Annotated in this window: 21 protein-coding genes and 1 tRNA gene; 9 read left to right on the plus strand and 13 right to left on the minus strand. The window is 42.6% G+C overall.

Annotated features, from left to right (window positions below):
* Position 1 precedes the first annotated feature (1 nt).
* From ACLI08_RS15045 to ligA, 4 genes are read right to left on the minus strand one after another with little or no spacing between them, the layout of a single operon-like run.
* The gene (locus ACLI08_RS15045; protein ID WP_411429330.1) at positions 2–349 is read right to left on the minus strand and encodes an iron chaperone; all 348 of its coding nucleotides are present in this window, start codon (positions 347–349) and stop codon (positions 2–4) included.
* A gap of 46 nt (positions 350–395) precedes the next feature.
* The gene (rlmH, locus tag ACLI08_RS15050) at positions 396–869 is read right to left on the minus strand and encodes a 23S rRNA (pseudouridine(1915)-N(3))-methyltransferase RlmH (protein WP_411429331.1); all 474 of its coding nucleotides are present in this window, start codon (positions 867–869) and stop codon (positions 396–398) included.
* A 36-nt stretch (positions 870–905) separates the two neighbouring features.
* Entirely contained in the window at positions 906–1,631 is a 726-nt protein-coding gene (locus ACLI08_RS15055; protein ID WP_411429332.1) for a DKNYY domain-containing protein, read from the minus strand.
* 29 nt (positions 1,632–1,660) lie between these two features.
* Entirely contained in the window at positions 1,661–3,661 is a 2,001-nt protein-coding gene (gene ligA / locus ACLI08_RS15060) for an NAD-dependent DNA ligase LigA (protein WP_411429333.1), read from the minus strand.
* A 112-nt stretch (positions 3,662–3,773) separates the two neighbouring features.
* Here ligA and ACLI08_RS15065 point away from each other — a divergent pair, with 112 nt between their 5' ends.
* The gene (locus tag ACLI08_RS15065; RefSeq protein WP_411429334.1) at positions 3,774–4,748 is read left to right on the plus strand and encodes an endo alpha-1,4 polygalactosaminidase; all 975 of its coding nucleotides are present in this window, start codon (positions 3,774–3,776) and stop codon (positions 4,746–4,748) included.
* A gap of 48 nt (positions 4,749–4,796) precedes the next feature.
* Here ACLI08_RS15065 and ACLI08_RS15070 read toward each other — a convergent pair whose 3' ends face one another.
* The 3 genes from ACLI08_RS15070 to ACLI08_RS15080 all read right to left on the minus strand — a co-directional run bounded on the left by ACLI08_RS15070 (position 4,797) and on the right by ACLI08_RS15080 (position 7,064).
* Positions 4,797–5,657, minus strand: a complete 861-nt coding sequence (locus tag ACLI08_RS15070; protein ID WP_411429335.1) for a hypothetical protein — start codon at positions 5,655–5,657, stop codon at positions 4,797–4,799.
* 48 nt (positions 5,658–5,705) lie between these two features.
* Positions 5,706–6,524: a 3-deoxy-8-phosphooctulonate synthase gene (gene kdsA, locus ACLI08_RS15075; protein WP_411429336.1), complete on the minus strand. Its 819-nt coding sequence runs from the start codon at positions 6,522–6,524 to the stop codon at positions 5,706–5,708.
* Positions 6,525–6,614: 90 nt separating this feature from the next.
* Positions 6,615–7,064, minus strand: coding sequence for a 2-dehydro-3-deoxyphosphooctonate aldolase (locus tag ACLI08_RS15080; RefSeq protein ID WP_411429337.1), 450 nt, complete (start codon positions 7,062–7,064; stop codon positions 6,615–6,617).
* A gap of 115 nt (positions 7,065–7,179) precedes the next feature.
* On the opposite strand from ACLI08_RS15080, the gene ACLI08_RS15085 reads away from it, so the two are divergent.
* Both ACLI08_RS15085 and ACLI08_RS15090 read left to right on the plus strand, forming a co-directional pair.
* Positions 7,180–7,740: a YeeE/YedE family protein gene (locus ACLI08_RS15085; RefSeq protein WP_411429338.1), complete on the plus strand. Its 561-nt coding sequence runs from the start codon at positions 7,180–7,182 to the stop codon at positions 7,738–7,740.
* A 4-nt stretch (positions 7,741–7,744) separates the two neighbouring features.
* Entirely contained in the window at positions 7,745–8,158 is a 414-nt protein-coding gene (locus ACLI08_RS15090; protein WP_411429339.1) for a DUF6691 family protein, read from the plus strand.
* On the opposite strand, the gene ACLI08_RS15095 is transcribed toward ACLI08_RS15090, so the two are convergent.
* Both ACLI08_RS15095 and trhA read right to left on the minus strand, forming a co-directional pair.
* Complete coding sequence (locus ACLI08_RS15095) at positions 8,155–8,901, minus strand: alpha/beta hydrolase (RefSeq protein WP_411429340.1); 747 nt, start codon at positions 8,899–8,901, stop codon at positions 8,155–8,157. The genes ACLI08_RS15090 and ACLI08_RS15095 overlap by 4 nt on opposite strands.
* Before the next feature lie 78 nt (positions 8,902–8,979).
* Positions 8,980–9,615 carry a PAQR family membrane homeostasis protein TrhA gene (gene trhA / locus ACLI08_RS15100; protein WP_411429341.1) on the minus strand — a complete coding sequence of 212 codons (636 nt, stop codon included), beginning with the start codon at positions 9,613–9,615 and terminating at the stop codon, positions 8,980–8,982.
* Positions 9,616–9,803: 188 nt separating this feature from the next.
* On the opposite strand from trhA, the gene ACLI08_RS15105 reads away from it, so the two are divergent.
* The gene (locus tag ACLI08_RS15105; RefSeq protein WP_411429342.1) at positions 9,804–11,768 is read left to right on the plus strand and encodes a sialate O-acetylesterase; all 1,965 of its coding nucleotides are present in this window, start codon (positions 9,804–9,806) and stop codon (positions 11,766–11,768) included.
* A gap of 6 nt (positions 11,769–11,774) precedes the next feature.
* Positions 11,775–13,964, plus strand: a complete 2,190-nt coding sequence (locus ACLI08_RS15110) for an alpha-galactosidase (protein ID WP_411429343.1) — start codon at positions 11,775–11,777, stop codon at positions 13,962–13,964.
* A 57-nt stretch (positions 13,965–14,021) separates the two neighbouring features.
* Here the strand turns inward: ACLI08_RS15110 and ACLI08_RS15115 are convergent, their stop codons facing one another.
* The gene (locus ACLI08_RS15115; RefSeq protein WP_411429344.1) at positions 14,022–14,402 is read right to left on the minus strand and encodes a hypothetical protein; all 381 of its coding nucleotides are present in this window, start codon (positions 14,400–14,402) and stop codon (positions 14,022–14,024) included.
* Between the two features lie 100 nt (positions 14,403–14,502).
* On the minus strand, positions 14,503–15,774 hold the full coding sequence (locus tag ACLI08_RS15120; protein WP_411429345.1) for a Glu/Leu/Phe/Val family dehydrogenase: 1,272 nt from the start codon (positions 15,772–15,774) through the stop codon (positions 14,503–14,505).
* Positions 15,775–16,124: 350 nt separating this feature from the next.
* Here ACLI08_RS15120 and ACLI08_RS15125 point away from each other — a divergent pair, with 350 nt between their 5' ends.
* From ACLI08_RS15125 to ACLI08_RS15135, 3 genes are all read left to right on the plus strand, one after another.
* Positions 16,125–17,528: an MBL fold metallo-hydrolase gene (locus ACLI08_RS15125; protein WP_411429346.1), complete on the plus strand. Its 1,404-nt coding sequence runs from the start codon at positions 16,125–16,127 to the stop codon at positions 17,526–17,528.
* A gap of 46 nt (positions 17,529–17,574) precedes the next feature.
* Positions 17,575–18,738 carry a redoxin domain-containing protein gene (locus ACLI08_RS15130; protein WP_411429347.1) on the plus strand — a complete coding sequence of 388 codons (1,164 nt, stop codon included), beginning with the start codon at positions 17,575–17,577 and terminating at the stop codon, positions 18,736–18,738.
* A 207-nt stretch (positions 18,739–18,945) separates the two neighbouring features.
* Positions 18,946–19,029 (plus strand) — tRNA-Tyr (locus ACLI08_RS15135).
* 172 nt (positions 19,030–19,201) lie between these two features.
* Here ACLI08_RS15135 and ACLI08_RS15140 read toward each other — a convergent pair.
* Entirely contained in the window at positions 19,202–21,736 is a 2,535-nt protein-coding gene (locus ACLI08_RS15140) for a TonB-dependent receptor domain-containing protein (RefSeq protein ID WP_411429348.1), read from the minus strand.
* Between the two features lie 98 nt (positions 21,737–21,834).
* On the minus strand, positions 21,835–22,176 hold the full coding sequence (gene arsC, locus ACLI08_RS15145; RefSeq protein WP_411429349.1) for an arsenate reductase (glutaredoxin): 342 nt from the start codon (positions 22,174–22,176) through the stop codon (positions 21,835–21,837).
* A 92-nt stretch (positions 22,177–22,268) separates the two neighbouring features.
* Here arsC and ACLI08_RS15150 point away from each other — a divergent pair, with 92 nt between their 5' ends.
* Positions 22,269–23,186, plus strand: coding sequence for a lysostaphin resistance A-like protein (locus tag ACLI08_RS15150; RefSeq protein WP_411429350.1), 918 nt, complete (start codon positions 22,269–22,271; stop codon positions 23,184–23,186).
* Positions 23,187–23,189 lie beyond the last annotated feature (3 nt).

Raw genomic sequence — 23,189 nt, forward strand, 5'->3', positions numbered from 1 at the left:
CTCATTTGGGGTTTTTAATATTTTTGATTCTGAATAAAACAATCTGCTGTATCAGTTCCAGTGGCATAGGCGCTGTCAGTGGAAACTGCACCGAGCCTTTTCCTTGCTTATAGTGGGCTAATGCTTCTTTAAATGCGTCATGGCCGGTAGGGGTGGCGTAGAACCCAATATGATTTTTATATCCTGCAAAATACACCAGTGCTTTCCCGTTTAGTTTGTACGCCGGCATACCGTAGCTAATGTTTTCAACAGCTTCGGGGCAGGTAGTAATAATAACCGCCCTAACCTGGTTGAGTACCTGTTGTGTTTCCTGTGGGAATTGCGCTATATAATTGTCTACATTTTTCATTATTACCTACTTTTTAGTAAAAATTAGGGCAATTAGTGTCTTATGATTATTGATGATGATACGGTTCGTTACGTAAAATAGTAAAGGCCCTATACACCTGCTCTATAAAAAACAAACGCACCATTTGGTGGCTAAACGTCATAGACGATAAAGACACCTTGCCCTGTGCCTTGGCATATACTTCGGAACTAAAGCCATAAGGGCCGCCTATAACATATACCAATGTTTTAACCCCGCTGTTCATCTTCTTCTGCATTTCTTCGCTAAAGCCTACACTGCTAAAAGTTTTGCCATTCTCGTCCAATAAAATAAGTTGGTCGGTAGGGGAGAGTTTACTCAATATCAGTTCGCCTTCCTTTTCCTTTTGCTGCGCCTCACTCAGGTTTTTTACGTTCTTAATATCCGGAATGATTTCCAAATCAAACTTTACATAAAAGCCCAGCCGCTTAGTGTAATCCTCAATCAGCGTTTGAAGGGCTTTATTATCGGTTTTGCCTATGGCAAGTAGTTTTATATTCATTTTTAGAGCTTCTGAGTTACTGAGCGGCTTAGTTTCTTAGCTTTTTTTGTGGTTACGTTTTTTGTCTTTGTTGATAATGGCTCTTGTTTCAGGATCATCTTTAAGGCGTTCTTTTGTTAATAGATCATTCCCATTATAGTATCCATTTTTGTCCCTGCCAATACATTTTTCTGCGTCGATAAGCACAAAGGTCTTAGCATCGATTTCTTCTATCTTGCCAAAGCGCAAATCGTAAATGTAATTTTTGTCTCTTGCATAGCAATCACTAAGGTTTTCAAAAGTTTTATAATCAGCATCAACAATTTCAAAGCCGCCCCCATCCGAATTTCCCCAAAAATTGTAAATATGCTTTTTGTCTTTAAAGTATGCCCCGTAACCGTAACCATCGCCCGATATGAGTTTGTAAGTAGTTGCATCTATTACGTCTTTAAATTCGGTGTGTTTTTCATCGTTAAAATGCGTCATATAAAATGCTAAATAATAATCCGGCATACGAAATGATGACGTGGGAAAACCTATATCACCATTTTTACTGCGCCAAAGTAAACTGTCTGTATTTACAGGTTGCCATTGCATTACTATTGCCAGGCTATCATTGTATTTCTTCGCCGCTGTATACCTTGCCTTAGCTATAGAATCGTACACCTTATTAGTCACTGCCTTTCTTAGTGCAGGCGCTTCTGCGTTTTTTTCGTTCTTTGTTTGTCCATTACAGCTTAAAAAGAAAAAGGTCATCGATATTATATACAATACATTCTTCATAGTTGGTTGGTTTTAGGTTGTAATTTGGCTTATTTGCCCAGCAACTCTAAAAACTCATCTTCGCTAATAATCTTCACACCCAGCTGTGTAGCTTTTTCCAGTTTAGAGGGGCCCATATTATCTCCGGCCACTACATAATCTGTCTTTTTAGAGATGGAGCTGCCTACCTTGCCACCGTTTGCTTCAATGGCATTTTTTAGTTCGTCTCGGCTGAACTTTGTAAACACACCCGATACTACTAAAGTTTTACCTGCAAGTAAATCACTGGCAGGAGCAACTTCTACAGTATTGGATTCCAGTTGCACTCCGTAGCCCTGCAGTCGCTCTATGATTTTACGGTTCTCTTCATTTTCAAAAAATCCGACCACACTTTGTGCAATGCGTTCGCCAATCTCATCAACCAGTATTAAATCCATTAACGAAGCTTGTGCCAGGTTTTCTATGGATTTGTAGTGTTTGGCAAGTTTCTTTGCTACAGTTTCCCCTACGTAACGAATGCCCAGTGCGTACAGCACACGTTCAAAAGGTACTTCTTTAGACTTCTCAATACCATCCACAAGGTTCTGCGCCGACTTATCTGCCATGCGTTCCAGCGGTGTTACCTGTTCCTTTTTCAGTTCATACAGGTCGGCATAGTTTTCAATCAGGCCGGAATTGTATAATAATGCTACGGTTTCGCCGCCAAGGCCTTCAATATCCATAGCCTTTCGTGAAATGTAGTGCTGTACACGCCCTATGATTTGCGGTGGGCACCCATAAAAGTTAGGACAGTAATGCTGCGCTTCGCCCTCCTTGCGTTCCAGTTCGGTGCCACATTCGGGACAATGCGTTATATATACCGTAGGGTCACTATCTGCCGGGCGTTTTTCAAAATCTACCTGAATAATTTTCGGGATAATTTCGCCACCCTTTTCTACAAATACTTCATCGCCCACTCGAATATCAAGTTTTTCTATCTGGTCCGCATTATGCAGTGAGGCACGTTTTACAATGGTTCCGGCAAGTTGCACCGGCTCCAGGTTAGCAACAGGGGTAATGGCGCCTGTGCGGCCTACCTGGTAGCTAATGCTGTTTAGCCTGGTGCTTACGCGTTCGGCTTTAAATTTATAGGCTACAGCCCAGCGCGGACTCTTAGCAGTATAACCCAATTCTTCCTGCTGATGTAAGTCGTTTACTTTTATAACCACACCATCGGTTTCAAAAGGCAGGTCGTGGCGGTGGTGGTCCCAGTGTTCTATAAACGCAATAACCTCGTCTATACTTGCCGCCAGGCGTGATTCTTTAGGAACCTTAAAGCCCCACTCGCGTGCTTTTTCAAGCCCGTGAAACTGGGTGTCTATGGGCAGGTTAGGGCCTATAAGCGAATACAGCAAACAATCTAAAGGGCGCTTGGCTACCTCGGCACTGTCCTGTAATTTAAGGCTGCCCGAGGCGGTGTTACGAGGGTTGCTGTATGGGGTTTCGCCAATTTCAACCAGTTCGGCATTCATCTTTGCAAAGCCTTCCAATGGCAGTACTATTTCTCCACGTATGTCAAATTTAGCCGGGTAATCTCCCTTTAGCTTTAAGGGCACGGAGCGGATTGTTTTTATGTTGGTAGTAACTTCATCGCCCTGAAAGCCATCGCCGCGGGTTACCGCTTTTGTAAGCACACCATTTTCGTAAGAAATACTTATAGAGGCCCCATCGTATTTGAGTTCACAGGTATACTGCACGTCATCAGTACCGAGGTTTTTGTGTACGCGTTTTTCCCATTCGCGTAGTTCGTCTATACTGTAAGCGTTATCCAATGAATACATACGGTATTCATGCACCACAGTATTAAAGTTTTTGGTAACCGCGCCACCTACACGCTGTGTGGGCGAGCTGGCATCAAAGTATTCCGGGTGCTTAGCTTCAAGTGCCTGAAGCTCTTTAAGTTTCATGTCGAACTCAAAGTCAGATATAGTAGGTGCATCGAGCACGTAGTAGTTGTAATTATGTTGGTTCAGCTCGTCTCTCAGAGCTGTGATTTGCTGCAGGATTTCCATGCTGTTTTGTTTATAGGGCTAATTTAGCCAAAGTTTAAAAAACGGGAAACTATTTTTGCATATCCACACTAAACTGTATTCATTTTAAGTTAAACAATAAACCTGTAAGCGTATGAAGCAACTACTATACCTATATGCAGCCCTGCTTTTATCGGGGTGCAATCATGCCGATGATGGCACGGCTACTGACAATTCCGGTATTGATTACAAACAACAAATGCGTGATTTTGTAATGGGTATTAGTGCAAAGGCAAAAACAATCCGACAGGGGTTTGCAGTAATTCCGCAAAATGGTATAGAGCTGGTAAGCACAACAGGGGATGAGGATGGAACTGCCGATTTAGCGTATCTTAACGCGATTGATGCTAACGGGCAGGAAGATTTGTTTTACGGCTATGATAACGACGATCAGGCTACCGATGCTTCAGCAACACAGTACCTGCGCTATTTTTTAGATATTTCTAAAAATGCAGGTAAAACAATACTGGTTACTGATTATTGCCGTACACCTGCAAAAATACAGGATTCATACACAAAGAGCCAAAGGGCAGGTTATGTGTCGTTTGCGGCAACCGAACGTGCGCTGAATGTGATACCTAACGGAGCGCCGAATAATGTAAACAGTAATAATATAACGTCTCTTTCGCAGGCAAAGAACTTCCTGTATCTGATTAACCCTGAAAATTACACATCGAAAGAGCAATTTATTACTGCGGTTACGGCTACTAATTATGATGTACTGATAATGGATTTGTACAGGGAAAACGAATCTTTTACCGCCACCGAGGTAGCGCGCCTGAAACAAAAAGCTAACGGGGGTACGCGTATGGTTATCTGCTATATGTCTATAGGTGAGGCTGAAAATTATAGGTATTATTGGCAAAGCAGCTGGAATACTGGTAACCCGTCCTGGTTAACCCAGGAAAACCCAGACTGGCCCGGTAATTACAAGGTAAAGTACTGGGATGCCGACTGGCAGGGGATTATTTATCGTAACAATGATTCCTATTTAGATAAAATCTTAAATGCCGGATTTGATGGCGTGTATCTGGATATAATAGATGCCTTTGAGTATTTTGAACAATAAAAAATGGCTGCCCGAAAAGGCAGCCATTATAATTATAAGGTGTTATCATTATAACCTGAAGATACCACCAAATGCTATAATACGTTGAGTAAAAGTAAAGTGTTGCGAAGCACGATCGGCACCCTGATAGGTGGTGCGTATGTCGCTCATATTTATGTAACCCTGTTTAAGTTCTACCTGACAGAAGAAATACTTAAAGAAGGTTACGTTTAGCCCTGCCTTAGCACCCACGCCATATCCTGAAATGTGGTAGTCGTCGTGCCTTTCTTTACCTAAAACTTTAGCATTGGTCTTAGGGTACAGCATACCGGCGTCTACACCTTCGGTAAGGTTAATTTGTATGATGTCAGTATTAGTAATGCCTATGTATTTAGAAAGGTCGTCTACACGTGCAAAGCCTACATTTACGTAATTAAGCCCGTCTGTATGCTCAAACGTTAGGAAGTCTTCGGTCATTTTTACCGGCACGTTATTGTATGTACCGTTAAATGCAGAACCCGGATCTGATGCAGGTAAGTCTATATAACCGTTTGTATTGGCATACTGATCCTGCGTCATTACGTACTTCATGTGGTCTATGCCAATGCTTACGTTATAGTGGTCGTTAATATAATAACCAATACGCGAATTAGTTTGCGGAATGGTCATTTTTGCAGGCTGAATGTAGCGGTGGTTCCAGCCCAGTGGCTTATCGTGCGCTGCTACATCATACAGGGTAAAGTTATACCCGTTTCCGGTAAAGTTAATGTCTGAGCGTGAGTAACTTTCGCGGTTACCTCCCCAGTAAAAATAAAATTTGCCTTTGTTGTGGGCGGTGTATTTTTCAGGACTTGCTGGCGCTTGCTGCGCAAAGGTGTACTGTGAAAAAATACAAAAAGCTAGTACAACCTTTAATAAAGGTTGTTTCATTATGTGATGTGTGTAAAAAAATGTGTTTGCAATATTGGTTATGCCTCGTTAAAAAGCATTTATGGTAGCCCTTATAGCGCTAAGTTTTTCCATAAGCCCTTCAAAATAATCAAGGTGAAGCATATTGGCGCCATCGCTTTTAGCGTTAGCCGGGTCAAAATGTGTTTCTATAAAAATACCGTCTACACCGGTAGCAATACCTGCGCGGGCTATGGTTTCTATCATATCCGGCCTTCCTCCTGTAACACCCGCTACCTGGTTAGGTTGCTGTAATGAGTGGGTTACATCGAGCACGGTGGTTGCAAATTGTTTCATGGTAGGTATGCCACGGAAATCTACAATCATGTCCTGGTAGCCAAACATGGTGCCACGGTCTGTAACCATAACTTTTTCGTTATTACTGTCCAGCACCTTTTGTACCGCGTGTTTCATACTTTCCGGACTCATAAACTGGCCCTTTTTCAGGTTTACCGTGCGGCCGGTTTCGGCAGCGGCTACCACAAGGTCAGTTTGCCTTACCAGGAATGCCGGTATTTGCAGCACATCTACATACTGTGCTGCCATTGCAGCATCTTCGTTAGTGTGGATGTCTGTAACGGTAGGTATGTCAAAAGTTTCAGATACTTTTCTAAGTATTTTCAGTGCTTTTTCATCGCCTATGCCGGTAAAGCTGTCTACACGGCTACGGTTCGCTTTTTTAAACGAGCCTTTAAATACGTAAGGTATTTTAAGCCTGTCGGTTACAGTAACAATGTGCTCTGCTATACGCAGTGCCATTTCTTCGCCTTCTATGGCACAAGGACCCGAAAGCAGGAAGAAGTTTCCGCTATCGGTATTTTTTATCTTTGGGATGTTATTTAAGTCCATTTTTTTATTTTAAAATGCGGTGCAAAGATACAAAGAAAAAGCCTTCCTATTGCGGAAGGCTTACCTGTATTATAGTGCCTTTAAGGCAAATTATTTATTTTTTAATCCAAAACCTTTAGGGGCCATAACCTTTCCTTTTTCGTAAAGGTTTATGTACAGTATTTTTGGTTCGGCAAGGCCTTCCCAGGTTACCTCATATACATCAAGTAGTCCGGCACCCATATCGTACTTTTTGGTAGGGAAAGGGCAGCACGCATCTACCTTTGTGTATGAAGCCTTTTGGCCGTCGGGCCCGGTAATACCACCAAAAAAGCGTTTTACATTAATTTCTGCACTCTGAAAGGGTAAAAAGCCCAGGTTTACAGGGTAATTTTGATCATAACCATAATTTTTGTCGTCGCTTATTTCTGTAATAATAAACGTTTTATCCTTGGCGAGTGCCGGCATTATAGCTTTGTCGTCTATATTTTGTATGGAATTCTTTGTACTGGTGCACGCTACCATAGCGGTAAGGGTTGTAAGCAGTAAAAGTTTTTTCATATGAACAGGTAATTTCATCAAAAGTATAATTTTTTTCAGAAACCATCAATAAAAACTGCCGGTAGAATATTTACTAAATAAATCCTACTTTTGCCAATACAATTAAAATCAGCTTATGTACAGCTTTTTTGGTACCTGGCCCTGGTATATTTCGGGCTTTAGTATAGGGGTGGTTATGCTCCTGTTGGTTTACTTCGGTAAAACCTTTGGTATGAGTAGTAACCTGCGCACCATGTGCACTATGCTTGGTGCAGGTAAAACAGCCGACTTCTTTAAATTTGACTGGCGTGCGCAACGCTGGAACCTCGCTGTAGTGGTGGGGGCCATGCTGGGTGGGTTTATAGCCACTCATTATATGAGCGATGGTAGCGGCGTGCAGCTGAACCCGAAAACAATAACCGAGCTACAACAACTTCACATAGATGAACCTAATGGTAAACTACTGCCCGATACCCTTGCAGGCGTCGATGCATTTAGTAACCCGAAGATAATTGCCATACTGCTTTTAGGTGGGGTATTAGTAGGTTTCGGTACGCGTTACGGTGGCGGATGTACTTCCGGGCATGCCATTACCGGCTTAAGTAACCTACAGTTGCCCAGCCTTATTGCCGTAATCGGTTTTTTTATAGGAGGACTTTTAATGTCGTGGTTTTTGTTGCCTTTAATATTCGGATAGAGAAATGAAGTTACTTAGGTTTTTACTGGTAGGTGTATTTTTTGGTATAGTACTTACCAAATCAGAGGCGGTATCATGGTACCGTATATACGAAATGTTTCATTTCCAGTCGTTCCACATGTTTGGTATTATTGGCGTTGCCGTGTGTACCGGCCTGCTGGGAATGCAGATATTTACCCGTTTTAAAATAAAGGATGCTAATGGGCAACCTATAGAAATCCAGAAGAAAACAAAAGGATTTACCAACTATTTTACAGGCGGACTTATCTTCGGGCTTGGCTGGGGGCTTGTAGGTACCTGCCCTGGGCCAATTTTTATACTTATAGGATCTGGTTTTATGGGTGTGGGCATTGTGCTTATTGGTGCTCTTTTAGGTACATGGCTTTACGGTTTGCTTAAAAGTAAATTGCCGCATTAAACGTTCATAAGCCAGCGGTATGCTTCGGCAAATTCTTTACGCCACAGTTTTTCATTGTGCTGCCCGTTGTGCACAATTTTTTTTTGTATCTGGGAAGCGTTTTTAACTTTTTTTCGCAGCACACATTCCATGCGCTCCATATCCGGAAGCATAGCGTTGCTTTCGCGATCTCCCGCCATAAAGTACAATCGTGAGGTTATAATTTCTGTTTGCTCGGCAAATCCGTAAATTTCTTCACTGAACCAAAATGAAGGCGAAAAAACACCGGCGTTTCCAAATATCCCCGGATATTTTAACGCGGCGTAAAATGATATAAGCCCTCCTACAGAACTCCCAAATATGGTGGTGTTTTCGGGCTCAGGCAGCGTACGGAAATTTTCATCTGTATATGGCTTCAGGGTATTTATTATAAAATCAAGATAATCATCGGCATGGCCGCCACCGTGGGTGTCATTGGCATACGGTGTCATTTCGTCTATACGATGCACTCCGTGTTCTATGCCTATGATAATGGCTTCGCTATGCAGGTCATTCAGTTTTTCTTCCACATGCCATTCCCGTTTTGGGTTTTCTACCTGGTCAAAAACATTTTGCCCGTCGTGCATATAAATCACAGGGAATCGACGGGTACTTTCGGCATAGCCTGCGGGCAGGTACGCCCAAATGTGCTTATGTGTATTAAACTGTGGTACGGGTATGGTAAATTCCTGTATACTTCCTTTAGTGCTAACGGCTGTGTCCATTGAAAACTTTTATAGTAAAGCTACACTTTTAAAACTTAAACTAAGCCTAACACTATTAGTTTAATGTCTAAATGTGTGTTAAGGAATCAGGTACATAAAAATGCCTGTAAAATGCAATGCCGTGCCACCCATTACCAAAACGTGCCATATAGCGTGGTTGTAAGGTATTTTTTCTTTGGCATAAAAGTAAATCCCTATAGTGTAGCAAAGCCCCCCGCCTAATATAAACAACAGCATTCCGATAGAGAGGTTGGCTATCATGGGTTTTATCGCTACAATAATAAGCCAACCCATTAACGCGTAAAGTGTTAGGGAGAGTTTTTGGTTGTAACGAAGTGGCGAAAACTTAAAAATAAAACCGGCTATGGCAAACGCCCATATCAGCCCGAATATCCACCAGCCCCAGGCTCCTTTAAGCCCTAGTAAAGCTACAGGCGTGTAGGTGCCGGCAATGAGCACGTAAATACACAAGTGGTCTACCTGCTTTAAAATGCGTTTCCATTTCAGGGTAGATACCGCGTGGTATATGGTTGACGAAGTGTATAACAATATCATGCTGAGCCCAAACACGATTGACGCTGCTATGTGCATGGGGGTGCCCTTTAAAATGCTGATTACAAGCATGCAAACCAATGCCGCTACAGATAATACCGCCCCTGTGCCGTGGGTAACGGTATTCCACAGTTCTTCGCTTTTACGGTTCTTTTTTGCCATGATGCGTATGTTTTTACAAAGGTACGTAACAAACTTTTGCTTCCGTTTTTGCCACGCTTAAATCTGCATTATTACATTACATTTTTCTGCGGTTTTGTGCCTGGGATTCATTTTTTTGCCCATGCCATAATTACTTCATACATTAGTGCACACACAATTTTTTAACTGTAACCAAAACTCAATTTGAAATGAAATTATTTAAAAACCTGTTGCTGGCAGCAGGCCTTACGCTTGCCATACCTCAGGCAGAAGCGAAGGTAACCCTGCCATCTTTTTTTACAGACAATATGGTACTGCAACAAAAAACGCAAGTGCCCTTTTTTGGAAAAAGTACAGCTAAGGAAGTAAAAGTAACCACCTCGTGGGATAAGAAAACATATACCGTAAAAGTGGTAAACGGTAAATGGGAGGCGGTTTTACAAACACCTGCATACGGCGGGCCGTATACCATAACCCTTGCCGATGGCGATACCTTAAAGCTTAAAAATATTCTTATAGGCGAAGTATGGCTATGCTCCGGTCAAAGTAACATGGAAATGCCCATAGAAGGATGGGGTAAGGTAAACAACTATCAGCAGGAAATAAAAGATGCTAAATATCCTGAGATACGTTTACTGCAGGCAGAGCATGTTAACGCAGAAAAGCCGCAGGAAAACCTGGTGGTACAGCACGGTGGCTGGCAGGTTTGCAGCCCCGAAACGGTGTCCGACTTTAGTAGTACGGCGTACTTTTTTGCCCGTAAAGTATGGCAGGAAAAGCATGTACCCATAGGTCTTATACACAGCAGCTGGGGTGGTACTCCTGCCGAGGCATGGACAAGTGCAAAAGAGCTGCGTACACTGGGCGATTTTAATAATGCCATAGATGCGCTTAACGAACCAAAAGCCCGCGCTGCGCAGGAAGAAAAGTATAAAAGCGATATGGCGGTTTGGAACAATAAACTTGCCGAAAAAGACGGCAGCTTTAGTAACGGTAAGGCGCTGTGGGCCGAGGTAGATTATAATGATGCTGCCTGGGGTAATATGCCGGTACCTTCGTTTTATGAAAACAATGTGTTGCCTGATTTTGACGGGCTGGTATGGTACCGCAAAAGTTTTGATTTACCGGAAGGAGCTACACAGGATGGTGTTATAGAGTTTTATGTTGATGATGATGAAATCACGTTTTTTAACGGTGTGAAAATCGGTGAAACCCGTGGATACAATACGGTACGTAAATACACTATACCGGCATCATTGTTCAGGAAAGGGAAAAATGTACTTACCGTACGCAGTTTTGACGGGGCTGCCGGAGGTGGTATTTACGCACCGGATAATATTGCCATAAAAATAGGCGGCAAAACTATTCCGCTAAATGGTATGTGGAAGTATCAGGTGGGGGTAAACAGCAAGAACCTTCCGCCTATGCCGGTGTTACCACAAAACCAAAACAGGCCTACCGTATTATATAATGCCATGATTTACCCATTGCTTAAATACAGGCTTGCCGGGGTAATTTGGTACCAGGGAGAAACAAATGCCGAACGTGCGCAGCAATACAAAAAACTGTTCCCGCTAATGATAAATAACTGGCGTAAGGATTTTAATATCCCTAACCTGCCGTTCTATTTTGTACAGCTTGCCAACTGGAGACAGATAAAGCCGCAACCGGCCGAATCAGACTGGGCGGAGCTAAGGGAGGCACAGTTTAAAACGCTCTCTGTACCTAATACCGGCATGGCAGTAACTACAGACATTGGTGCTGCCGATGATATTCACCCTAAAAACAAGCAGGAAGTAGGTAACAGGCTGGCACTAATAGCCCTTAATAACCTGTATGGCGTAAAGCAAAAATATACCGGCCCGCTGTACAAAAACTTTACGGTTAACGGCAATGCTATAGAGCTTACGTTTCTACACAATCAGGGTATCAAAGCCAAGCAAGGCGAACTAAAAGGCTTTGCCATAGCCGGTACCGATAAGGTATTCCACTGGGCAACGGCAAAAGTGGTAAACGGTAAAGTAATAGTGTCTTCGCCAAATGTTACTAAGCCTGAAGCGGTACGTTACAACTGGGCCGATAACCCACAGGGTAACCTTACTAATGATTCGGATTTGCCCGCTTCTTCATTCCGTACCGATTCGTGGCCTGGCCTAACCGATGGCAAAAAATAAATGGATATGACTAAGATAGTATACCGATTATATACTGCGCTGTTGTTGCTGGGGGTATTGCCCGCGGCTACAGCGCAGCAGTTTATTACAATAGCTACCAAGTCAAATGCTTTGGTATATCAAGTAAACGCGCAAAAGGAGCTTAATACGGTATATTTTGGCGAAAAGCTTTTAAATGATACGGATTATGCTCGCGTGGCTAAAGAATACCATCAGGGTAACGAGTATACAGGTATTTATAATGCGGCATACACCCCGTCTGGCAGCAAAAACCTGTTGGAGCCTGCTATTGCCGTAACCCACGCCGATGGTAATACATCGCTGGATTTACATTATGTGTCGCATACAACTACAGCCGTTACAGCAGGGGTGACCCAAACGGAAATAGTGCTTAAAGACCCGGTATACGCCTTTGAGGTGCATTTGTTTATAAAGTCTTTTTTTGATACCGATGTTATAGAACAATGGACTACCATTTTGCACAATGAAAAAGGCAACGTGGTGCTGGGTAAGTTTGCTTCGGCAAACCTGTATATAAAAGGGAACAATGATTTTTGGCTTACCAATTACTACGGCGAATGGGCCCGTGAAATGCGCCCGGAAGAAGTGCGCCTTACCCATGGAGTTAAAACCCTGGATTCTAAACTTGGCACCCGCGCTGATTTATTACAGGCGCCTGTGTTTATGGTTTCGTTACAAAAGCCGGCTACCGAAGATGAAGGCAACGTGCTTATGGGCGGACTGGAATGGGCCGGTAACTTCCGTACTGATTTTGAGATTGATCCGTTTAATAACCTGAAAATTATATCAGGAATAAACAATGCGGCATCGGCATATAGGCTAAAAAAAAGCGAAGTGTTTACTACACCGAAATTTTGGTACACCCTTTCGGGAAAAGGGAAAGGTTTTGCCAGCAGGAATATACATCAATGGGCGCGTAAGCACAAAGTGCTAACAGGAGAAGGCGACCGTATGACGCTGCTAAACAACTGGGAAGCTACGTTTTTTGATTTTGATGAAGCAAAGCTTAAAGCGCTTATTGCCGATAGTAAAAAGCTGGGTGTAGACCTTTTTTTGCTCGATGACGGCTGGTTTGGTAACAACCACCCCCGTAATGGCGATAATGCAGGCCTTGGCGACTGGCAGCCCAATAAAAAGAAATTGCCAAATGGTATAGCTACGCTGGTACAGGCTGCAAAAGACAACCATGTAAAATTTGGCATTTGGATAGAGCCGGAAATGGTAAACCCGGCGAGCGACCTGTATAAAAAACATCCGGACTGGGTGGTAAAGCAACCGGGGCGTCCTGAACATTATTTCAGGAACCAGTTGGTTTTAGACCTCGCTAATCCTAAGGTACAGGATTTTGTGTACGGGGTGGTAGATGATTTATTTACCCAAAACAAAGATTTGGCTTATATAAAATGGGATTGCAACGCGGTTATATTTAATGCGTACTCGTCTTATTTAAAAGACAACCAGCAAAACTTTTATGTAGATTATGTAAACGGGTTATATAAGGTGCTAAAGCGTATACGTGCCAAATATCCTACCACGCCTATAATGTTGTGCTCGGGTGGGGGAGGCCGCGTAGATTACGGTACACTGGAGTATTTTACTGAGTTTTGGCCAAGCGATAACACTGATCCGCTGGAGCGTATATTCCTGCAATGGGAGTACTCGTATTTTTATCCTGCCAATACGCTTTCGGCACACGTAACCGATTGGGGTAAGCAACCTATAAAATACCGTGTAGATGTTGCCATGATGGGGCGCTTGGGTTTTGATATTGTGGTGAGCCAGCTTTCTGCAAACGATTTGGCGTTTTGCCAAAAGGCTATTGCTACTTACAACGGCCTTAAGCCGCTTATACTACAAGGAGAGCAGTACCGCCTGCAAAGCCCGTGGGGTAACGATGCAGCTTCGGTAAGTTATGTAAACCAGGGTGCTACCGAAGCTGTAGTATTTGCCTATCAGGTAAGTAACCGCCATGAATCAGGGACTAAAACACCTATAAAACTTAAAGGGCTTGATGCCAATGCAAGCTATAAAGTAGAAGAAATAAATATTTATCCCGGTAAAAAGCCCGTGGTTGAAACGGCTGTTTTCTCAGGAGATTTTTTAATGAAAGTAGGTGTAAACCCTAATGTAAATACTACAAATACTAGTGTGGTGCTTAAGCTTGCAAAAGTATAGTTACGCGTTTAAAATAGTATCCGTTTGCAATCTGAAAAAATATTGCGAACGGATTTTTTATTTCCTTTTCCAAAGGGTGTAACTAAGAGAAAAATCCTTACCGGTTAACGCTGATATAACCCCCGAAAAAATATCACTGTCTGTGTAACTGGCAAACACTGCTGAGTTACCTGCAATAGGCGAAGAAGGAACAAAGCGCCCGTCGCCAAGCGAGTAATAGTTGCCATCTGGTGCTACGTAAATGCTGAATTTATTTAACTTATCTCTGTCGAAAGTATACTGATGCGTACCGAATACCGATTTGTAGTTTTTACTGTAGTAGGTAAAATCAGGTAGGTTTGGTTTTAAATTGTTTTGTACTTTATAGCTAGGAGTATATTGCTGTGCACTGAGTGAGGCGGCACAGAAGACAAGAAGTATGCTGGCTAACTTTTTCATAAACTAATGGCTTTGGTTTTGATAAAGTTAGTAAAAAAATAAAGGCATCCTATAACAGGATGCCTTCTTTAACAATAATGTATAAAGGAAAAGTTGTTTCTTATGGAAATATACCCCTTTGTTTGTATGCCATTTCTATCCTGGTAAGTGCTACTATGTAAGCTGCAGTTCTCCAGTCAGTTTTGTACTTATCAGCGTTATCTACTACTTTGCCGAAAGCTTCTTCCAGTTTCCTGCGTAGTTTAGTAATAACATCATCCATAGTCCATATTTCTCCGTTACGGTTTTGTAACCACTCGTAGTAGCTGCCTATTACACCGCCAGAGTTACATAAAATGTCAGGGATAATCTCTACACCGTTAGCTAAAAGGATAGCTTCACCTTCAGTATCTGTAGGGCCATTAGCACCTTCAGCAATAAGGCGTGCTTTTACGCTGCCTGCATTTTCTTCGGTAAGCTGGTTGCCCAGTGCTGCAGGAATAATGATGTCACAGTCAATGCCAAAAAACTTGTCGCCGTCATAGTCAGCAGCAAATCCTTTAATGGTAGCATTTTTGCTTTGGTATTCCAGTAGCGCTTCAGGATCTATACCTTCAGCGTTGTAAATAGTACCGGTAGCATCTTGTACACCTACAAGTATAGCACCGTTTTTATTCATAAAATGTGCAGACCAGTAACCTACGTTACCAAATCCCTGTACTATATATTTTTTACCTTCAAGCGATACGCCTCTTAGTTTAGCCCAAGCTTCTATAGTAACTACAACGCCAAAACCGGTAGCGCGGTCACGGCCTTCAAGTCCGCCAGACCCTACAGGCTTACCTGTAACAACGTGTTGGTTTTTAGAACGCTCAGCAGGGCTTTTAGTACTCATGTACGTATCTGCTATCCATGCCATCATTTGGGCGTTAGTATTAACGTCTGGTGCAGGAATATCGTGTTCAGGACCTATGTTGTCGCCCAGGGCAAATGTAAACCTGCGTGTTATACGCTCAAGTTCTGCCTGGCTGTATTTTTTAGGATCAAGCTGAATACCGCCTTTACCACCGCCATACGGAAGCCCGGCAAGCGATGTTTTCCATGTCATCCATGTAGCAAGAGCACGTGCAGCATCAAGGTCTACGGTTTCGTGGTAACGAAGACCACCTTTGTAAGGCCCCAGTGCGTTATTGTGCTGTACCCTGTAGCCTGTAAACACCTCTACATCGCCATTGTCCATTTTCACCGGGAAATGCACAACTATTTCATTATTAGTAATAGAAAGGATTTTTTTTACGCTAGAATCAAGGTTCATAACCTCGGCAGCTTTGTCAAACTGGTTCTTAACGTTTTCGTACATGCCCATTCTTTTGGGCTTTGCGGTTGTTGCCATACCTTATGTTGTGACTTAATGTATATAGGTTTATACTCTAAAAAAACAAAGTTATTTTATAACAAATGTAGTAGTAATTATGAAAACAACAAATATTATTCCTTTAAATTATGATATTTTTAATCAAATATATTTTTAACAACAATTTAATAAGGATATAATAATTTCGGTTTCGCTAAAAGGTGTCAGTTACAAGGGAGGGTGTATATTGTTGTTAACCTTGCTTTAACAAGTGTATCCCCCTTTTGGTGGGGTGTGCCAATGATAATTTTGGTATATTTGCAAAAATACCCCAAATAAAACACATCATTGCATTATTAACAAAATTTTGTTTGTTAAAGCTTACTTAAATGAAAATAGAACAACTATATACCGGATGTATTGCACAAGCTGCTTATTATCTGGAAAGTAATGGCGAGGCTGCGATTTTTGACCCACTTCGGGAGGTGCAGCCTTACATACAAAAAGCGGCAAAAGACAATGCTGTAATCAAATATATTTTTGAAACGCATTTTCATGCCGACTTTGTTTCGGGCCACCAGGACCTGGCTCAAAAAACGGGTGCTGAAATCGTATATGGCCCTACGGCGCAGCCCGAATTTGCCGCGCTTATAGCGGCAGACGGGCAGGAATTTACAGTAGGTGACTATACCATTAAAGCCATACACACGCCGGGACATACCCTGGAAAGTACGTGCTACCTTTTGTTTGATGAAAATAAAAAGCCACACGCCATAATTACAGGTGATACACTTTTTATAGGCGATGTGGGCAGGCCTGATTTAGCGCAGGCACTTACGTCAGAACTTACTCAGGAGGTTTTGGCATCGCACTTGTACGACTCGCTTCGTAATAAAATTATGGTCTTGCCAGATGACCTTATTGTGTACCCAAGCCATGGTGCGGGTAGTGCATGTGGTAAAAACATGAGTAAGGAAACTACCGATACCTTAGGTAATCAAAAAGCGACCAACTACGCCCTTAGGGCAGATATGACCAAAGAGGAGTTTATATCAGAACTGCTTAATGGGCTGGGCCGCCCGCCGGCTTATTTTCCGCAAAATGTTTTAATGAACATTAAAGGCTATAGCAGCCTTGATGAGGTTTTAAAGCGTGGTGTACAGCCGCTGACTCCTGAGGCGTTTAAAGAAGTGGTTGCAGAAACCGGTGCGGTAATGCTGGATGTAAGGCATGAAGATGATTTTATTAAAGAGCACATACCGGGCAGTATATTTATTGGTCTGCACGGTGGTTTTGCTCCGTGGGTAGGTGCCTTGCTTATGAACGTAGAACAACCGATTGTACTAATAACGCCCGAAGGTAAGGAGGAAGAAGCTGTAACCCGTTTAGCACGTGTAGGCTTTGATAACACACTTGGTTACCTAAAAGGCGGTATTGCCGTGTGGAAAGCTGCAGGTTTACAAACAGATAGTATACGTTCGGTAAGCCCGGAGGAGTTTGAACGTGCCACAGAGAAGGCGTGCGTGGTAGTAGACTCTCGTAAGCCGGGCGAATTTGAAGGTGGACACGTAATTGGTGCCATAAATATTCCGCTTGATTTTGTAAACGAACAGTTTGAGTCGGTTCCACAAACAGGAGATTTTTACCTGCATTGTGCCGGTGGCTACCGTTCTGTGATTATGGCCTCTATATTAAAAGCACGCGGTTACCATAATATGATTAACGTAGAAAAAGGTTTTGGCGGCATAAAAAATACTGCGGTAAAAACCACGTTAAACACGCCTGTTGCGTAAACGGGGCAATTTATATATTTGTAACGCTAAAAACGTATTTTGAAAAATGAAAAAAATCGCAATAATGTTATCGCTTGCCGCAGTAACCGCAGCATGCAGCAAACTAAAGGATAACGAATATAAAATTAACGGAACCGTAGACCCAGCCTGGGAAGGCCGTGTAATAACTCTTGAAAAACAAGGAATGTTTGGCTCTAAAGTGGTAGATACTGCTAAAGTAAAAAATGCAGCCTTTACATTTCAGGACACGGTTTCAGAGCCTGCTATCTACTATATAAAAATACAGGAGCATCCGCACGAGCCTATTACGGTAGTAGTAGAGCCGGGAGAAATAGACGTATTGGTACGAAAAGATACCATTGTAAAAACTGTTGCAGAAGGTACCTATAATAATGACAAGTATGCTGAGTTTTCTGAGATATTTGGCAAAGGCTTAAAAGCCGTGCAGCGTTTTGAACTTAACAACCAGCAAAAGCTGGATGCCGCTATACGAAGTAAAGACATACAGGCAGAAAATAGGCTGCGTGAAGACCACAGAAAATTGCGCGAAAATTGGGAAAACAAAATAGATGCGTTTATAAAGGGGAACCCGAAAGCGTATGTAAACCTGTTGGCACTTTCGCAGTTAAACCAGCTGAAGATGAAGGAGCCGGCAGAACTTAAAAAGTTGTTTGATGGTCTGGATCCTAAATTAAAAGCGAGTTCTGATGGTAAACAACTGGAGCGCTTTTTTGTAACTATTCAAAATGAACAGAAGGCCGTGCCTCAGGTAGCGCCACAGGCTGGTGTAAAAGTAGGCGATAAGGCACCTTCTTTTGCGGCTAAAAATCCGGAGGGTAAAGAGGTTTCGCTACAGCAAAGCTTAGGCAGTAAGGTAACTATAATTGACTTCTGGGCATCGTGGTGCGGGCCTTGCAGAAAAGAAAATCCTAACATGGTGGCGCTTTATAAAAAGTATCATGATAAAGGGCTTAATATAATAGGTGTATCATTAGACAAAACGGCCGAAAGCTGGAAACAGGCCATACAAAAAGACGGCTTGTTATGGCCACAGGTTTCAAATCTTATGTATTGGGACGAACCGATAGCTAAACTATACGGGGTAGAGCAAATACCGGCACCTTTTGTACTGGATGCACAAGGGAAAGTAGTAGCCCGTGATATTTATGGCGAAGAGCTTGAAAAAACGGTGGAAAAACTTTTAAAGTAATGCCTTTAAATACGCTATAAAACCTCCTTTTCGGGAGGTTTTTGTTTTATGGAATATACGGTACCAAAAAAGTTGCTTTGGTAGATGTTTATACATCAGGAGTTTAAAAAATACTTGCTAAATATCCATAAAAATTGTTTGCGTACTAAAAAAACAGCATTATATTTGCAACCGCAATACGGTACTAAACGTGTTGTAAGAGCCGGAGGGGAGATACTCAAGCGGCCAACGAGGACGGACTGTAAATCCGTTGGGAAACCTTCGCAGGTTCGAATCCTGCTCTCCCCACCAATAAAACCCGATCAGGAATGGTCGGGTTTTTTGTTTATAATACCTTATTCATATCTTATAGTAGTAACACGCCAGGGGAGCACCCTTGCTGATTATGTACAAAAATGCCGGAGGGGATAAACTCCGGCATTTTTTTAACCTAAAATAGTAATAGAAAAGTACGTGGGAGTTATTATCCGCCCATGTATTCGTCGCCTCCGCCGTTATCCGGCTTAATTTCTTTCTGCTTGTCGTTTTTATTGCGGTTAAACCTGTACGTAAATGACAGTGTTACCTGCCTTACACGCCACTGCATAGAACTGTATGATTGTACCTGGTTAGGTATATAGGTTTCGTTCCTCATTTTACGCGAGTTAAATATATCCTGCACGTTTAACGATACGGTACCTTTATCTTTAAGTACATCTTTGCTTAAGGCTGTATTAAGGCCCGCCTGAGCAAGGCGTTTACCCTGTGCGTTTTTCTGCGGAGCCTCATAGCTTCCGTTTAGCTGCCAGTCTATTTTGCCCGGAAGGGTAATTTTAGAGTTCAGGCGGCTCGTCCAGGTGTAGGCTGTAAAATTAAAGTTTTGGTAGGTAGTTACCGGGTCGCCCGTAGCACCGTCGTTGTACGTAAACGTGTAGTCGCCCTTAGTTTGGTTACGGAATAGGTTAAGGTTTCCGTTTAGCCTCCACCACTTGTACGGAGTGTAGTTAAGGTTAAATTCAAAACCAGCCCTGTATTCTTTAGACAGGTTAATAGGGGTAGTAAGTATTACCGGAGTGTTTATGGTTTGCCCGTTTACTACTTCGGTAACGTAATCACCGCTAAACTGCCTTACAAACTGAAAACTGTCATCTGTAATGTTTACATATACCGATGAGTTTAAGGTAAGGGTATTCCATTTTTTTAAGTAGCCCAGGTCTATCGCATGTGTTTTACTTGGGTTGATATCCGGGTTACCCCTAAAGATGTTTATGTTACTCTGTAGCCCGCTAAACGGATTAAGGAACCTGCCTCTTGGGCGGTTTATACGGCGGCTGTAGCTAAGTGTAACGTTACTGCTTTTAGAAAATTCGTAACCCAGTACTGCGCTCGGGAAAAAGTTGTTGTAACGTTTATTGTGGTAGTCCGCTATATTTAAAAGGTTAACATCTATATTAGAGTCTTCCCAGCGAAGACCAAAAAGGTAAGAAAAGTTTCCTTTTTTAGAACCATACTGTGTATACAGTGCATTAATCTTTTCTTTGTACTGAAGGAAGTTAGTGTAGTTAGCGTTGTTTTGCCATACGCCACTATCGTCAAGTGTTTCGGCACGCGCATCGGTTTCCAGGGTAGAGAAGCTACCACGGTAACCGGCCTCAAAGCGGCTGTTATCCCCTATAGGCAATACATAGTCGGCCTGTATAACCGCGCGGTCTTCGTTCTGGTCGTTAACAGTTCTTTCATTACTGTTAGGTGTACTGCTGCTGCCTGCCGTAATAGAGTTAGATATTGCTGTGTGCTGGTCTTCCATGTTTTTAGAAACCGAAGCGTCTATCTTAAGTTCATGACCTTTGTCGTTAAATTTCTTAACCAGGTTTGTAGCGTAGTTTACGTTGCTTTCGCTGTCGTCTTCGTAGCTGTAGCGCAGCGATGCATTGTTAAAGCTTCCGTCTGCAAAATAGTTATCGTAGTTAGTCCAAGTAGGGGTGTCGCCTGTGTTTCTTCTAAAGCTAAGACTGTTTGTCCAGGTAATGGTTTTGTCCAGGAACCACTCCATACCCACGCTGGCGTTGTACCCTTTACGAAGCCTGTCGTTACGGCGCCTTTCATTGGTGAAGCTTGTAGTTTCGTTAGTATCTTCGCTTAAATAGCGGCTGTTTGTAAACGACCTTCCCGGGCTGTTACGGTAGTTGTAGCCAAGGTTACTAAACAGGTTGTAATTAGTACTCCTGTAGTTAAGGCTGCTGCTTATGCCGTGGTTAGCAGGGTCTCCGGTATTGGCGGTTACAGTGCCGTTAAAGCCTCCTGCCTTACCTTTTTTAAGGATAATGTTTACAATACCTCCACCGCCTTCTGCATCATAACGTGCAGATGGGTTTGTAATAACCTCTACCTTATCTACAGAATCGGCAGGTAGCAGACGCAGTGTTTCGGCTACGTTACTGCCGGCAAGGTTACTTGGGCGTCCATCTATAAGTATGGTTACACTTTGGTTACCGCGCAGTGCCACGTTACCCTCTGCATCTACAGATAGCGAAGGAACGTTATCCAGCACATCGCTTACAGTGCCGCCTTTAACCATCATGTCGCTGCCCACGCTGTATACGCGTTTGTCAAGTTTTATTTCTACGGTGCTGCGTTCGGCAGTAATTTCCACACCTTTCAGTACTGTAGCTTCGGCAGCCATTGGCGTTGTGCCAAGATCAGTATTTTCGGTAAGCTGTTTTCCGGTAATTATCACCGGTTTAAACGATATAAAATCAAATTTTATGTTGTAGGTGCCCGGTTTAACGTCCAGGCTATATTGCCCCTGGGCATCGGTAAGCCCACCACTTACAGTAACGTTATCTGCGGTTTGAATAATTACGTTGGCAAATTCCAGCGGTTGTTTTGATTCCTGCTCAATTACTTTGCCGGTAACTTTTATGGTAGCACCCCCAGGGCGTCCTGCCGGGCTTTGGGCTACAGCCATAAAAGCCATCAGCAACATGGATAATAAAAAGGATGTTTTTAGTTGTTTCATTGAAATTGATATATAGTAAAGTTTACACGTGCAAATTTGACACAAAAAACAGTTTACGGTTTAATGTGTAAATCACAAAGGTTTGTTAAAATGAAGCATTAAATAATTTCCATTGCTTTTTCGGCAGGGCGGGCTATTACGGCTTTATCCCCATTTACCACTATGGGGCGCTCTATTAGGGTAGGGTGGGTGGCCATGGCGGTAATGATTTGGTCGTCGGTAAGGTTTTTATCCTTGTAGGTTTCTTTCCAGATTATTTCTTTCTGCCGTACCAATTCAATAGGTGTTACGCCCAGTTTTTTTATTATTGACGTAAGCTCGGCTTCAGAAACAGGCTCGTTTAGGTATTTTATGGTTGCAAACGGAATGTTTAGTGATTCAAGCAGTTGAAGCCCCTCGCGTGATTTACTGCAGCGCGGGTTATGATAAATGGTAAGCATTGATTATTTATTTTTTTGCAAAGGTATGCCAATATCCCCATAAGTTGTTGTATATTTAATATACAGAACCCATAACTAACAATTCTTTAATAATGTACATAAGCCAGGCATACAACAAACGATTCAACTTTTTATTGTACCTACCCATACCGGTAGTATTCCTGCTTATCATCCTGCTGAATTTTGCCGTAACCATGGTCATGGGAGATAAAAGTACCGACCTTATTAAGGCTGCAATTAAAGAACAGGGTGAAATGAGTATTCTTATACAAAGCCTTGCTCCACTGGCGTTTTTCCTGGTGCTGTTACTTGTGTGGGTAAAGTTTGTACACCGGCAAACCATTACCAGCCTTACTACCGCCCGCAGCCGCATAAGCTGGAGCCGTATTTTTACTTCATTTTTTTTATGGGGCGGTATTAGTGCTGCAACGACCCTGCTGGCTTATTATATGTCTCCGGAGGATTTTGTGCTGAACTTTAAGGCGGGGCCCTTTTTTAAAATGCTTGCTATAGTAATCATACTTATCCCTATGCAAACCAGTTTTGAAGAATACCTGTTCAGGGGGTATCTTATGCAGGGGCTGGGCATTGCTACACGCAGTACTTTGTTTGCGCTTTTATTCACTTCTATAACATTTGGGTTAATGCATGCTGCTAACCCTGAGGTGGCTACCATAGGCCCGCTTGCCTTTGTATACTATATAGGTACGGGATTATTTTTAGGAGTTATTACCCTTATGGACGACGGTATGGAACTGGCACTGGGCTTTCATGCGGCTAATAATCTTGTGGCATGCATGCTGGTTACGTCAGACTGGACCGCCCTGCAATCGCCGTCTATATTAAAAGACATATCTGAGCCGGCTGCAGGCATAGATATTATAGCGCCGGTATTTATATTTTACCCGCTGCTTATTTTATTATTTTCCAAAATATACAGGTGGACCGACTGGAAACAACGCCTTTCCGGAAAAATCCAGCTACCCAATGCTTCATCAATAACCCACTAAACC

This window comes from Flavobacterium sp. RNTU_13, from assembly GCF_046614455.1.
Classification (GTDB): Bacteria; Bacteroidota; Bacteroidia; order Flavobacteriales; family Flavobacteriaceae; genus Flavobacterium.

Excerpts from the sequence above, each read along its gene's own strand:
- ligA (WP_411429333.1), bottom strand. The coding sequence starts at position 3,661 with ATGGAAATCCTGCAGCAAATCACAGCTCTGAGAGACGAGCTGAACCAA.
- ACLI08_RS15090 (WP_411429339.1), top strand. The coding sequence starts at position 7,745 with ATGAAGTTACTTAGGTTTTTACTGGTAGGTGTATTTTTTGGTATAGTA.
- ACLI08_RS15045 (WP_411429330.1), bottom strand. The coding sequence starts at position 349 with ATGAAAAATGTAGACAATTATATAGCGCAATTCCCACAGGAAACACAA.
- ACLI08_RS15080 (WP_411429337.1), bottom strand. The coding sequence starts at position 7,064 with ATGAAAAAACTTTTACTGCTTACAACCCTTACCGCTATGGTAGCGTGC.
- ACLI08_RS15065 (WP_411429334.1), top strand. The coding sequence starts at position 3,774 with ATGAAGCAACTACTATACCTATATGCAGCCCTGCTTTTATCGGGGTGC.
- ACLI08_RS15150 (WP_411429350.1), top strand. The coding sequence starts at position 22,269 with ATGTACATAAGCCAGGCATACAACAAACGATTCAACTTTTTATTGTAC.
- ACLI08_RS15085 (WP_411429338.1), top strand. The coding sequence starts at position 7,180 with ATGTACAGCTTTTTTGGTACCTGGCCCTGGTATATTTCGGGCTTTAGT.
- ACLI08_RS15055 (WP_411429332.1), bottom strand. The coding sequence starts at position 1,631 with ATGAAGAATGTATTGTATATAATATCGATGACCTTTTTCTTTTTAAGC.
- ACLI08_RS15140 (WP_411429348.1), bottom strand. The coding sequence starts at position 21,736 with ATGAAACAACTAAAAACATCCTTTTTATTATCCATGTTGCTGATGGCT.
- ACLI08_RS15125 (WP_411429346.1), top strand. The coding sequence starts at position 16,125 with ATGAAAATAGAACAACTATATACCGGATGTATTGCACAAGCTGCTTAT.
- ACLI08_RS15120 (WP_411429345.1), bottom strand. The coding sequence starts at position 15,774 with ATGGCAACAACCGCAAAGCCCAAAAGAATGGGCATGTACGAAAACGTT.
- ACLI08_RS15070 (WP_411429335.1), bottom strand. The coding sequence starts at position 5,657 with ATGAAACAACCTTTATTAAAGGTTGTACTAGCTTTTTGTATTTTTTCA.
- ACLI08_RS15115 (WP_411429344.1), bottom strand. The coding sequence starts at position 14,402 with ATGAAAAAGTTAGCCAGCATACTTCTTGTCTTCTGTGCCGCCTCACTC.
- ACLI08_RS15130 (WP_411429347.1), top strand. The coding sequence starts at position 17,575 with ATGAAAAAAATCGCAATAATGTTATCGCTTGCCGCAGTAACCGCAGCA.
- rlmH (WP_411429331.1), bottom strand. The coding sequence starts at position 869 with ATGAATATAAAACTACTTGCCATAGGCAAAACCGATAATAAAGCCCTT.
- ACLI08_RS15110 (WP_411429343.1), top strand. The coding sequence starts at position 11,775 with ATGACTAAGATAGTATACCGATTATATACTGCGCTGTTGTTGCTGGGG.
- ACLI08_RS15095 (WP_411429340.1), bottom strand. The coding sequence starts at position 8,901 with ATGGACACAGCCGTTAGCACTAAAGGAAGTATACAGGAATTTACCATA.
- ACLI08_RS15105 (WP_411429342.1), top strand. The coding sequence starts at position 9,804 with ATGAAATTATTTAAAAACCTGTTGCTGGCAGCAGGCCTTACGCTTGCC.
- arsC (WP_411429349.1), bottom strand. The coding sequence starts at position 22,176 with ATGCTTACCATTTATCATAACCCGCGCTGCAGTAAATCACGCGAGGGG.
- kdsA (WP_411429336.1), bottom strand. The coding sequence starts at position 6,524 with ATGGACTTAAATAACATCCCAAAGATAAAAAATACCGATAGCGGAAAC.
- trhA (WP_411429341.1), bottom strand. The coding sequence starts at position 9,615 with ATGGCAAAAAAGAACCGTAAAAGCGAAGAACTGTGGAATACCGTTACC.